The 12,281-nt window shown below is 49.2% G+C and carries 9 protein-coding genes and 1 riboswitch; all 9 genes read left to right on the forward strand.

What is annotated here, in order from left to right; all coding sequences use genetic code 11:
• Positions 1-121: 121 nt before the first annotated feature.
• The 9 genes from HRU42_RS18645 to cobO all read left to right on the forward strand — a co-directional run bounded on the left by HRU42_RS18645 (position 122) and on the right by cobO (position 11,785).
• The gene (locus tag HRU42_RS18645) at positions 122-2,944 is read left to right on the forward strand and encodes a sensor histidine kinase (protein WP_295033313.1); all 2,823 of its coding nucleotides are present in this window, start codon (positions 122-124) and stop codon (positions 2,942-2,944) included.
• Positions 2,945-3,015: 71 nt separating this feature from the next.
• Positions 3,016-3,684 carry a histidine phosphatase family protein gene (locus tag HRU42_RS18650; RefSeq protein ID WP_295033315.1) on the forward strand — a complete coding sequence of 223 codons (669 nt, stop codon included), beginning with the start codon at positions 3,016-3,018 and terminating at the stop codon, positions 3,682-3,684.
• Positions 3,685-3,941: 257 nt separating this feature from the next.
• Positions 3,942-4,133, forward strand: a riboswitch (cobalamin riboswitch).
• 30 nt (positions 4,134-4,163) lie between these two features.
• Complete coding sequence (locus HRU42_RS18655) at positions 4,164-5,081, forward strand: ABC transporter ATP-binding protein (protein ID WP_295033316.1); 918 nt, start codon at positions 4,164-4,166, stop codon at positions 5,079-5,081.
• 49 nt (positions 5,082-5,130) lie between these two features.
• On the forward strand, positions 5,131-6,195 hold the full coding sequence (locus HRU42_RS18660) for an iron ABC transporter permease (RefSeq protein WP_295033325.1): 1,065 nt from the start codon (positions 5,131-5,133) through the stop codon (positions 6,193-6,195).
• Positions 6,196-6,565: 370 nt separating this feature from the next.
• Positions 6,566-7,594 carry a nicotinate-nucleotide--dimethylbenzimidazole phosphoribosyltransferase gene (gene cobT, locus HRU42_RS18665; protein WP_295033318.1) on the forward strand — a complete coding sequence of 343 codons (1,029 nt, stop codon included), beginning with the start codon at positions 6,566-6,568 and terminating at the stop codon, positions 7,592-7,594.
• 51 nt (positions 7,595-7,645) lie between these two features.
• Positions 7,646-8,419, forward strand: coding sequence for an adenosylcobinamide-GDP ribazoletransferase (locus HRU42_RS18670; RefSeq protein WP_295033320.1), 774 nt, complete (start codon positions 7,646-7,648; stop codon positions 8,417-8,419).
• Positions 8,420-8,527: 108 nt separating this feature from the next.
• A complete protein-coding gene (gene cobU, locus HRU42_RS18675; RefSeq protein WP_295033321.1) occupies positions 8,528-9,082 on the forward strand; it encodes a bifunctional adenosylcobinamide kinase/adenosylcobinamide-phosphate guanylyltransferase in 555 nt (184 codons plus the stop codon).
• A gap of 317 nt (positions 9,083-9,399) precedes the next feature.
• Positions 9,400-11,025: a cobyric acid synthase gene (locus HRU42_RS18680; RefSeq protein WP_295033323.1), complete on the forward strand. Its 1,626-nt coding sequence runs from the start codon at positions 9,400-9,402 to the stop codon at positions 11,023-11,025.
• A gap of 154 nt (positions 11,026-11,179) precedes the next feature.
• Positions 11,180-11,785, forward strand: coding sequence for a cob(I)yrinic acid a,c-diamide adenosyltransferase (cobO, locus tag HRU42_RS18685; protein WP_295033326.1), 606 nt, complete (start codon positions 11,180-11,182; stop codon positions 11,783-11,785).
• The last annotated feature ends 496 nt before the right edge of the window (positions 11,786-12,281 follow it).

The raw sequence follows: 12,281 nt of genomic DNA on the forward strand, positions 1-12,281 counted from the left end.
TCATACTGGTTTATGTTGGCTTGCTGTACGCTATTGCTGTTCCTGATCATAGAGCTGAATCCGCTAATGACCAAACAAAGAGGTTTGTGTTTGGCGCAAGTCCTGCAGCTGAGGTGACAGCATGATTAGTGCTACGAGTTTGCTGCTGATCATACTGGCTTATGTTGGCTTGCTGTACGCTATCGCTGCCTGGGCTGAATCCGGTAGCGAAAGAGCCGAGAAACTCACCACCAGTGCCGCAGTTTACGCCCTGTCCTTAGCCATATATTGTACCAGTTGGACCTTCTTCGGCAGCGTAGGTATTGCCACTCACTCCAGTATCTTGATGCTGTCTATCTACCTGGGCCCGACGCTCTTGATGATCGTGATCTGGCCCTTGATGCAACGTATCTTGCTGATAAAGCAGATCTACAGGGTGACCAGCATCGCCGACTTTCTCTGTGCCAGGTATAATCGCAGCGTGTCGCTGGCAGGGCTTGCGGCGCTCGTTGCCATGATAGGCATAGTGCCTTATTTAGCCCTGCAACTTAAGGCGATAAATACGTCTATCGATTTACTTCTGGCGGTGCAAACCCAGGCTAAGCTCACCATAGCCTGGCTGGTTTGGTTGGGCGTCGCCCTCTTTACCATAGTGTTTGGTATTCGCCATCTGGATCCTACCGAGCGTCATCCAGGTATGATGTTGGCGTTGGCGGTAGAAGGTGTGGTTAAGCTGGCAGCCATGTTGACCGTCGGGGTATTTGTTTGTTTCGTGATGTTCGACTCTCCCCTGGATATCTTTGCTCAGTTGGAGCAGCAGATGCCCGAGGCGGCCGCTAAAATGTCTTCTAAGCCCGCATTTGTCACCTGGTTTAGTTACCTACTGTTAGCCGGAACAGCCTTCATGTTATTGCCGCGCCAGTTCCATGTGATGGTGGTGGAGAACCCAGATCCTAATCACGTTAAAAAAATCCAGTGGTGGCTGCCAGTCTATCTTATTCTGATGACCTTGTTTGTCACGCCGATTGCGGCGGCTGGCCTGTTGTTACTAGGGCCCGAGACTGCGGATAGCTACATGCTGTCTATTCCCATGTTAGCCGGGCAAGAGCTATTGACTATATTCGTATTTATCGGTGGTTTCTCGGCCTCTATGGCCATGTTAATGGTGTCGGGAATGACCCTGTCGACCATGTTCAGTAACCACTTGGTTTTACCTTTCATACAGAGGTTCAGACCGGACAGTCGGTTTAACCAATATCTGTTACAGTCTCGCTGGCTGGCGGTATTTATCGTACTTGGGGCCGGGCAGATGTTTTATCTCTATCTGGGAGAGTCCTACATGCTAGTTAACATGGGGATGATCTCATTCTGCGCCGTGCTGCAGTTTCTGCCCTTGGTTATTGCCGGCTTATATTGGCCTCAAGTGACATCGAAAGGCGCATTTGCTGGCTTGTTTGCCGGCTTTAGCATCTGGATCTATTGTTTAATTTTACCTGCGATAATGAAAAGCGGCTGGATCAATGCCGATATCTTGTTAACGGGTCCTTTCGGTATTGCTTGGCTGCATCCCGAGCATCTACTGGGGAGCGAGATGGACAAAATCAGTCATGGCGCCTTCTGGTCCATGGCAGCAAACATCTCGGCGCTGGTATTGGGCAGTTTGTATTCTAAGGTGTCCGGAGTGGAGAAGCGTTACAATGCCGAATTTATGGATGTGATGGCCGAGCGCGTGGCGGAAGATGAAGCCATCATGGATACCTTACCCAGAGATATAGACATTGAGCCCAAACTTAAATTACTCAAAGGCATATTTGGCCAGTATCTGACTCCTGAATATGCTGAGAAGAAACTGGCAGCTTGTCTGACCGAGGCTGATTTGAATGAGGTCAGCCTTATCAATGTGCAGGAACTGGCGAATCTGGAGCGAACCACACAGAGGCAGTTGAGTGGTATCACTGGGGCGGCGGTGGCGCATATGGTGGTGACTCGGTCTAACCTTTATTCGGAGTCAGAGGTCTGCACCTTAGATCGCTATTACGGTCAGTTACTGGCCCAGTTGAAAATCAGTCCGGCTCAGTTGAGGCAACAGCTTAACTATTCGAAAGAGAATGAGTTGCTAGCCATGCGATACTCAGAGCAGATGGAGGGCATAGTCGATGACAGGACCCGTGAGCTGCAAGAGACCTTAGATAAACTAAAGAGGGCACAGACTCATCTGATTGAAACAGAAAAGCAGGCATCACTGGGTAAGATGGTGGCCGGAATAGCCCATGAGATCAACACGCCAATCGGTGTATGTGTGACCGCTGCATCCCACCTACACGATGAGGTCGTTGCACTGAAGAAGATGTTCGTCGCCGGGGACCTGAGTGAAGATGAGTTTCAGAGTTTTATGCAGACCTGCACCGAGGCGATGGATATTATTCTCAAAAATAATGCCCGTGCTTCGACATTAATCCAGAGCTTTAAACGGGTCGCCGTAGATCAATCCAGTGAAGCATTACGTGAATTTAAATTGGCTGAGTATTTGGATGAGATTCTAATGTCTCTGCGGCCAGCGTTGAAAAAAATCCCCCACCAAGTGGGAATAAAATGCTCACCAACACTGACTTGCAATACCTATCCTGGGGTCTTATCTCAAATCGTTACTAACCTGATAATGAATAGCTTGCTGCATGCGTTTATGCCCGATCAGGAGGGGCGGATCATTATTGAGATAATTGCCAGCGAGGGGCAAATATTAATGAATTACAGCGATGATGGTGTCGGTTTAGATGAAGATGGCGAGAAGAATCTATTCGATCCCTTCTATACCACTAAGCGTAATCAGGGAGGCAGTGGATTGGGCACACATCTGGTGTACAACCTGGTGACCCAGAAACTCAAGGGGGAAGTCGACGTCGAAACATCGCCAGGCAATGGACTCTGTTACCATATACGTTTTCCGCAGAATATTGACAGTTAGACTTATTCTGGCAACAAGAGGCTAGGGGCTACATCATGGCCTAGGTTCTATAAATCAGCAAAGGAGAGAATATGTCTGAGGGATCTCAACACGACAGCGAAAGCTGCATTGAGAATAAGCCAGAGCGCACCACGGTTTTTTATCTTCTTCGTCATGGCGAATGCGAAGGCGGCGAGATACTCAGAGGGCATACCGATGTCGTCGTGAGCCAGACGGGGCGAGCGTCGATGACCTGTGCTATCGAGCATCTCGTAGAGGGACATCATGTTGAGTTTGACCATATGTTCTCATCTCCATTGCGTCGCTGCAGTGAGTTTGCACTCAATCTCAACCTGAAAAATGGGGTACCGTTAACACTGGAGGCAGGGTTAAAGGAGGTTAATTTTGGTGACTGGGATGGGGAGACTATAGAAAGTTTGTATCAGCACTCTGCTCAGATGATAGAAAGCTATTGGAAGGATCCCTGGGCCGTGACGCCGCCTAATGGCGAGTCCATGCTTGAATTTGAGTCCAGAGTCGATGCCTTATGGCAGACTATCTTGCATCAATATAACGGACAGACGCTACTCTTGATCACTCACGCTGGGGTGATGAGACACTTGATGGCCAATGCCCTTGGTGCGAGTGGTGTGGCCGGTTTTTACACTCAACTGTCGTTGGCTTATGCCTCTGTGGTCAAGATCTCTGTATTTACCTCTCCCCAAGGCCACTTCACTAAGCTGCATTGGGGCGATGACTAGGCTTTTTAAGTTCGCTTCATACAGGCGTAATAGTGAATCATGGCTACTCCTGTGCTGGGCATCGAAATGCATGCCTGCTAATGCTCAATCCTGCTAATGATTGCCTGAGTCGATTTAACTTCACCGGTACAATTTGCTAAGGCGGATAAAATCGGCATAATAGCGCCCATTAGAACTTGTCATGTAAATTTTTTATTCCTTTTAGCTTCTAAGAGGAAGGTTTCAAGTTCGCAAAATGAGGTGTTGAGAGCTAATCTGACCACTTAATCGAATGTGCTCACTTTATTGCTAACTCAAACTTAAAAGGGAATTGGGACGCTAGCGTATCGCTTATGTTCAGCAGCATGAGATATGCGCTATCGAAGCCCAAACTGTGCCCGCAACTGTGAGTGATTTTTAATTTTTTTTAATCACCAGTCAGGATACCTGCCTCATTTTGTCGCGATAATACTCGAGCGGGTAACTCGGGGGAGACATAGATGTCATTAGTTTCAGGCTTAACGTCACAGGGCACATCAGAGCTTGCCTTGAATGTGCGCGATCTTAGCTGGCAGGTCGAATCACGCTCGATCCTGTCGCAGATAAGCTTCTCCATCGAGCGTGGTGAGATGCTCGGCATTATCGGACCCAACGGTGCGGGGAAGTCGACCTTGCTGCGTTGCATCTATCGATATATCAAGCCTGACAGCGGCCATATCCAGCTATTTGGTCAAGAGATAACGCATCTATCCTCTAAAGCATTCGCCAGAGAAGTGGCGGTAGTGCTGCAAGACACGCCCCATCATTTCGAGTTGACCACGGCGCAGCTGGTGGCTATCGGTTTGACCCCACATAAAGGCCCATTCGAGTTGACTAATTCGGCCGATCGGGTGTTGATAGCCGATGCGCTGGAAAAAGTGGGCTTAACTCATAAGGCTAGGCAGAATTATGAACATCTCTCTGGCGGTGAAAAGCAAAGAGCCTTGATCGCTCGTGCCATAGTACAGCAACCTAAACTGCTGATCCTCGATGAGCCTACCAATCATTTAGATATCCGTTATCAGATCCAGATCATGGAGCTGCTGCGCTCAATCGGGATCACTGTGATCACCTCTATTCATGATCTCAATCTCGCTAGCGCCATGTGTGACAAGCTACTTCTGCTCGAAGAGGGCAAGTGTATTAGTTACGGTTCACCCAAGGAGGTGCTGACAGAGCAGGCCATAGGCGAGGTCTTCGGTGTCTGCTCCCATGTCATGACTCATCCTCAACATGGCAATCCACAGATCTGTTACTTCTATGGTTATGAGACGGGTTATGAGACGGGTTATGAGACGGGTCACGACAAGAATTACGAGCAGGGGCAGGTTAATAAAACTGGCTCAGTTACTCTCGAGGACACAGGCCATGACGACTAGTATCAAGCTCCCCGCAGGCGTTGTAAGGGCGGAAACTGATTCAATTGCAATGAAAACCGGTGAAGTCGATCTGGTAAGGCATGAGCTGTTTGCTCATAAGTGGATTTTATTTTCCCTGAGCTTGTTATCCTTGCTGAGTCTGATGTTTGCCGCGAGTTTCGGCGCCGCAAACATCTCGTTTATGGACACCTTAGAGGTGGTTTGGCATCAGGCATTTGGGGTCGGTGATGTCTCTAGCATCACTCAGCGGATAGTGATGGAACTGAGGTTCCCTCGAGTCATATTGGCATTTATTGCCGGAGCCGGTCTCTCAATCGCAGGTAGCGTGCTGCAAACTGTGACACGCAATCCCTTGGCAGATCCTTATCTGTTCGGTATCTCTTCCGGAGCCTCTTTTGGTGCGGTTATTGTGCTGACGCTATTTACCGGCTCAGGACTGTTTGCTAGCTCTGGGCTGTTCGAACAGTTTAGCTGGATGACACTGCCCTTAGGTGCATTTATGGGGGCTGGTTTATCGGTTGCTATGGTGCTGGCTCTGTGTGGCCGACACATGAGTAGCCAGATAGAGCGGATGCTGCTCTCTGGTGTGGCGATATCATTTATGTTCGGTGCGCTTACCAGCTTGTTACTCTATTTCTCCGACCCTCAGGCGGCGGCATCTGTGCTGTTTTGGAGTCTGGGAAGCTTCTCGAAAGCCAGTTGGAGCGGATTGATCGCGCCTTTTATTATCGTCACTGGCTGTACCGGTATCATCTTACTGTTTAAGAGGAAGATAATGGCCATGAGAGCCGGTGATGAAACGGCCCATACATTAGGGATAAACGTGAGTCGATTGCGGCTGCAGATGTTGCTGCTCTGCTCCATCATCACCGCGATACTCGTTGCCAATTGTGGTGGCATAGGTTTTATCGGTTTAATGGTACCTCATACCGTGAGAATGCTATTTCCCGGTCAGTTTCCACTGATCACCACGGCCTTGGTCGGTGGACTGTTTATGGTGTGGATAGATGTAATCGCGCGGACCATCCTGAGTCATCAGGAGCTGCCCGTAGGCATAATCACTGCTGTGATAGGCAGCATCTTCTTCCTGTTCATCTTGGGAAGTAGGAAATAATACTCTCCACGTAGGAGCGGCTTTAGCCGCGAAGAAGGATGTAGGAACGGCTTCAGCCGCGAAGAAGGATGTAGGAACGGCTTCAGCCGCGAAGGATGTAGCGAAGCATGTAGGAACGGCTTCAGCCGCGAAGGATGTAGCGAAGCATGTAGGAGCGGCTTCAGCCGCGAAGGATGTAGCGAAGCATGTAGGAGCGGCTTTAGCCGCGAAGGTTTTAGCGAAGCATGTAGCAGGGCTTCAGCCGCGAAGAAGGATGTAGGAGCGGCTTTAGCCGCGAAGGTTTTAGCGAAGGATGTAGCAGGGCTTCAGCCGCGAAGCTGTCTTTGCTTTTATAAAATAATGAATAACGAAAACTAACAGGGTGTAGATAATGTTTGATATTAGTCCGCTGAGTCATGAGTTCGATGCAGAGATCCAGCATAAGATCGACAATAAGACCAAACCATTAGGTGCTCTGGGTGAGCTGGAAACTCTTGCTATGCAACTGGCACGAGTGTTAGGCAAGGATAAGCCAAAAATCGTCAAGCCTAAACTGCTGGTTTTTGCCGCTGACCATGGCATAGCGGCATCTGGGGTCTCGATAGCGCCCAGCGACGTGACTAGCCAGATGGTGATGAATTTTATCAAGGGCGGCGCCGCGATCAATGTCTTCTGTCGCCAAGTAGGTTTCGAGTTAGAGGTGATCGATTGCGGCATCCTGCAACCTCTCGAAGGTGTTGAAGGTATTATCGAACAGAGATTAGGGGCGGGAACAAACCCCATTCACAAGCAGCCCGCTATGACCTTAGATACGGTAAAGCAAGGCTTCGAGATGGCTCGTAACCGAATCGAATATCATCATCAACAAGGGACAAATTTAATCGCCTTAGGTGAGATGGGCATCGGCAATACCTCATCGGCGGCGGCAATTATGGCCAGCATAATGAATGTGGAGGGGGCCGAATGTGTCGGTCGCGGCACAGGTATAGATGCAGCGACCCTGGACAGAAAGCGCCTTCTGGTCGAGCAAGCCTTGCAACTTCATCAGGCCGAATTGACCAGCCCCATGAATATTCTGGCCTGTTTAGGTGGTTTTGAGATAGTGCAGATGACGGGCGCCATGTTAGCCGCGGCGGAAAGAAACATGTTAGTCGTGGTCGATGGTTTCATCGCTACAGCGGCTGCCATGGTTGCGGTGCAGATCGATGCCAATGTACGTGATTATATGATCTTCGGCCATCAGTCAGATGAGCGAGGGCACTGCTTGATGATGGACCACCTTCAGGCCAGGCCTTTATTGACATTAAGCATGAGGTTGGGTGAAGGAAGCGGTGCGGCATTGGCGCTACCTATAATCCAGGCCGCAGCGGGTTTCTATAATGAGATGGCCAGCTTCAGCGATGCAGGCATAGAGATTTAGAAAGAAGGTTTCAATTGCTAGGTTCTAGGGCCTTCTATTAAAGGATTATTTATGGACGTGTTACGCAGAGAGCTAACGCTGTTTTTTATCGCTATGGGCTTCTTTACCCGTATCCCTATGCCGGCTTGGGTCAAAGTCGATGCCGATACTCTCAATAAGGCCAGCAGGTATTTTGGTTTGGTTGGAATACTCGTGGGGGCCATCTCGGCTCTGGTGTATGAACTCAGCCTGACTGTTCTGCCAACATCAATCAGCATAATATTGGCTATGATCGCGGGTGTGGCAGTGACAGGGGCCTTTCATGAAGATGCTCTGGCCGATACCGCCGATGGTTTCGGTGGCGGTTGGACGGTTGCCGATAAGCTGAGAATTATGAAAGACTCTCGCATCGGCACCTATGGTGCGGTAAGCCTAGTATTGTCCATGCTATTAAAGTACAGCTTGCTCATTGAACTGGCGCTATATGATGCTGAACTTGTCATAGTCGCACTCATTCTGGGGCACTGCCTCAGCCGCGTGTTGGCCGGGAGTATTATTTTTTCGGAAACCTATGTCAGCGAAGATAACAGCAGCAAGAGTAAGCCATTAGCCGAAAGCCAAACCACCAATGAACTCGTCATTTTACTGGTCACAGCAGCACTGGCGTTATGGCTTAGTGGTCTGGGGTCAGCCATACTGATAGCAGTCAGTTTATTTCTAGTTCGCTGGTTATTGGTGACGGCTTTTCGAAGACAGATAGGTGGTTATACTGGCGACACGTTAGGCGCAGCACAACAAGTCTCTGAGCTGGTATTTTATATGCTCTTGTTAGTTAGCCTAGCATGATTGTTCTAGTGTTAGCTGATGGGTTACAGGACGAGCAAGCTTGTTATCTGGTCTGTGGTGAGAGCGGTTATAAGCGCTATTTATATAGAGCATCTCAGGAGGTATAACATGATACATCTGGTACTCGGTGGGGCCCGCAGCGGTAAGACGGGTTATGCCGCTATTGCGGCCAAGACATGTAGCGAAAATGGTTATCAGTGTGTCTATATTGCCACGGCTCAGGCCTTAGATGATGAGATGAATGACAGAATTACTCGTCATAAAGCTGACCGAGAGGCTGATAGCCTAGACTGGATAACTGTCGAGACCCCGTTAAATCTGGTGGAAACTCTGAGTCAATATGCCAGAGAAGATAGGGTGCTCTTGGTCGACTGCCTGACACTCTGGTTAACCAATCACTTGATGCTCGAAGATTCTCCGACGGTATTTACCGATTTCGATCGTAAGTGGAACGACGAGAAGCAAGCCTTACTCTCGGTATTAACCGAATTACCCGGTGAGATTTATCTGGTCAGCAATGAAGTTGGCTGCGGCATTGTGCCCCTGGGGAAGATTAATCGCCGCTTCGTAGATGAAGCGGGTTGGCTGCATCAAGATATTGCCGCTATAGCGGATACAGTGACCCTAGTGACAGCTGGAATTCCCATGAAATTGAAGGGATAAAAGCTAAGAAAGCTATAAGCTTTAAGAGAAAGATTGAAGGCTCAAGCAAGTAAGCTTTAAGCGAAAGCTGGAGGCTCTCTACATTCGTCATTCCGCATGCTTAATTCATCATTCCGGTATGCTTAATTGGTCATTCCGGCATGCTTAATTGGTCATTCCGGCATGCTTATGGCCGGAATCCAATCTGTTAGCCAGTAGATTAAAATAAAGCAAACAAGGTTAGGGGTTAAGAAGGCTTGTATTCTTCATGTGTCTCAGTATTTATGGCTTCTAAAAACCTTACAGCCTGTGGCTTCATACTAAATAAAAAGAACAAGATGAACTCTAATAACACGATCGATCCAAAGATGGGCGCGGCCCGTGTCCTTATGGTGCAGGGCACCACTTCCGATGCAGGTAAGAGCACCTTAGTCGCTGGCCTGTGTCGCTTATTTGCCCGCAAGGGTAGGCGAGTAGCCCCATTTAAACCACAGAATATGGCACTCAACAGTGCGGTAACGTCCGATGGTGGTGAGATAGGCCGTGCCCAGGCATTACAGGCGGTGGCCTGTGGTTTACCCCTGCACACTGATTTTAATCCCATCTTGCTTAAGCCTAGCTCAGATACTGGTGCTCAGGTGATAGTTCAGGGCCAGGCACTGGACCAGATGGAGGCTAAGACTTTCTTCGGTCTGCATCAAGATCAGGGGGATGGCAGTGGAGATGAATACCTGCCCGGTTATCGGGTCAAGGCCATGTCTGCCGTGTTGGATTCGTTTTCGCGTCTAACCCATGCCTATGAGCTGGTGATGGTAGAAGGGGCGGGCAGTCCGGCTGAGATCAACCTGCGTGAAGGTGATATCGCCAATATGGGGTTCGCCGAAGCGGTAGATTGTCCCGTGATCATCATTGCCGATATCGATAAAGGTGGCGTGTTTGCCCATCTGGTGGGCACCTTAGCATTATTGTCTGAGTCTGAGCAGGCCAGAGTCAAAGGCTTCGTAATCAACCGTTTTCGCGGCGATATCGCCCTGCTACAATCGGGGTTAGACTGGCTAGAAGCCTACACCAATAAGCCTGTTTTGGGTGTGCTGCCTTATCTGCACGATCTGCATTTAGACGCCGAGGATGCACTCACACCGGCACCCAACAAATCGACACCGACCAGGCTCAAGGTCTTAGTCCTCGTCTTCCCGCGGATCAGCAATCACACCGATTTCGATCCTCTGCGGCTCAATCCCCATGTTGAATTTAACTATGTATCCCTGCAGACCCAAGCCGAGAGTCAATCTGAGCCTGGTGTGTTACCGCAAGCGGATCTCATCATATTGCCCGGCAGTAAAAATGTCCGCGCCGATCTGGAATTTCTACGAGAGCAAGCTTGGGATATCGGCATAAAGCAGCATTTGAGATACGGCGGTAAGGTGCTGGGGATCTGCGGTGGCTATCAGATGCTTGGCCTGCTTATCGATGATCCCAGCGGCGTCGAAGGCGAGTCAGGAGAGAGTGAAGGACTGGGGCTATTGCCCTTGGTCACTGAGCTCAAACCCAAGAAAGTCCTGCGCCAGGTGACAGGTCTGCTCTCGTTACTCGGTGAGCAGGCCGAGGTGAAAGGCTATGAGATCCATTGTGGCCAATCCCTGTTACTCAAAAATCAAGCCGAAGACCAACTTCAGCCCCTGAGCTTATCGACGATGGATCCAAGAGTTGAAGACGAGTCTGCTTCAGGCTCGTTCAGTGACGGTTTGCTCTCAGAAGACGGCCAAGTGTTGGGGACATACTTGCACGGCCTGTTCGACTCACCCGATGCCTGTGCAATATTACTGAAATGGGCCGGCATGTCGGATGCCGACCCCGTTGACATAGATGCCATTCGCGATCAGCAGTTGAATCGATTTGCCGATCAGTTAGAGAAAGATTTAGATATGGATAAATTAGCGCAAATTTTAGGAACTAGGATCTAAAACCTAGAACCTAGAGGCTAGTCGGTGGAGCCGCTTTAGCTGCGATTTTAGTTTGCATCAAATCTCCCGGCTAGAGCCGGTCCTACATAAAAATACGGGAAATATTATGCCAGATAATAACCAAGACTCGAATTCAATTGATGAAGAGCAACAGATGAGCCAGGAAGAGAGAAAAGCCCAGCGTCATAAGCAGAGGCAGCAAAGAGTCAAGCAGACTGTCGATGCCAAGATTGCCGCTGCTCAAGAAGAGAAGGGCATTCTCTTAGTGCTTACGGGGAATGGTAAAGGCAAGTCTACCTCGGGGTTTGGCACCATAGCGCGCAGTGTCGGTCACGGTAAAAAGTCTGCGGTAGTACAGTTTATTAAGGGTAACTGGGAATGTGGCGAGCGTACCTTACTCGAAGGCGCCGGGGTGGAATTTCATGTGATGGGCACCGGCTTCACCTGGGAAACCCAAGATAGAGACAAAGATACTCAAGCCGCCGAGAGTGCCTGGGCTGCCGCCGAAGCACTACTCAAAGATGAGTCGATAGATTGTCTTATGCTCGATGAGCTGACCTATATGGTGAGCTATCACTATCTCGAAGTCGATAGAGTCATAGAGGCACTGAAGAATCGCCCGCCAATGCAGCACGTGATTATTACCGGCAGGGCGTGTCATAGGGCTATCATCGAGCTGGCAGATACAGTGAGTGAGGTGCAATCGATCAAGCATGCGTTTGATCACGGTATTAAAGCCCAACCCGGCTTCGACTACTGATCTTTCTTCGTTGTTGTCGCTGAAAGCATACAGTGACATAAGATAACCATAGTCTGACAAATTAACAAAAACCAGAAGCGTTAATACGATAAATGCCTTTATTCTACTTCATTTATCCTAAGTGCTTATTAAGGAAATACCCCAAAACTTGCTAGCCTTCGAATGAAGGCTTAATACATTTTCTGGTGTAACTTTTGGCTGATTTGGTATTGGGTAGTGTGTTTATAATTTTTGCTTCATTGTAATTTATAGCCTGCGGCTCGCCTAATATGTAAACACTTCTGTGACACGGCGCGAGTATGTCCCTATAGCCTCTGCGACAGCGTCCTTGCTGTCGAAGGTCACAGCCGCGTTCACACCTGCTATTTATCTCTTCGATTTGGGTTTTGTTGGTGGGTAGCTAACTCAGAAATGCCCGTGCGACGTGAAGCTGTATGAAGCGCTGTTCACCGCTTTTGAGTGAACCATCTGTATCACCAGATGACCCTAGGACTCT

The organism is Shewanella sp. (assembly GCF_013214165.1).
Taxonomy (GTDB): domain Bacteria; phylum Pseudomonadota; class Gammaproteobacteria; order Enterobacterales; family Shewanellaceae; genus Shewanella.

Bases quoted from the DNA above. Each gene is read 5' to 3' on its own strand.
- HRU42_RS18645 (WP_295033313.1), top strand. From the start codon at position 122: ATGATTAGTGCTACGAGTTTGCTGCTGATCATACTGGCTTATGTTGGC.
- HRU42_RS18650 (WP_295033315.1), top strand. From the start codon at position 3,016: ATGTCTGAGGGATCTCAACACGACAGCGAAAGCTGCATTGAGAATAAG.
- HRU42_RS18655 (WP_295033316.1), top strand. From the start codon at position 4,164: ATGTCATTAGTTTCAGGCTTAACGTCACAGGGCACATCAGAGCTTGCC.
- HRU42_RS18660 (WP_295033325.1), top strand. From the start codon at position 5,131: ATGAAAACCGGTGAAGTCGATCTGGTAAGGCATGAGCTGTTTGCTCAT.
- cobT (WP_295033318.1), top strand. From the start codon at position 6,566: ATGTTTGATATTAGTCCGCTGAGTCATGAGTTCGATGCAGAGATCCAG.
- HRU42_RS18670 (WP_295033320.1), top strand. From the start codon at position 7,646: ATGGACGTGTTACGCAGAGAGCTAACGCTGTTTTTTATCGCTATGGGC.
- cobU (WP_295033321.1), top strand. From the start codon at position 8,528: ATGATACATCTGGTACTCGGTGGGGCCCGCAGCGGTAAGACGGGTTAT.
- HRU42_RS18680 (WP_295033323.1), top strand. From the start codon at position 9,400: ATGAACTCTAATAACACGATCGATCCAAAGATGGGCGCGGCCCGTGTC.
- cobO (WP_295033326.1), top strand. From the start codon at position 11,180: ATGAGCCAGGAAGAGAGAAAAGCCCAGCGTCATAAGCAGAGGCAGCAA.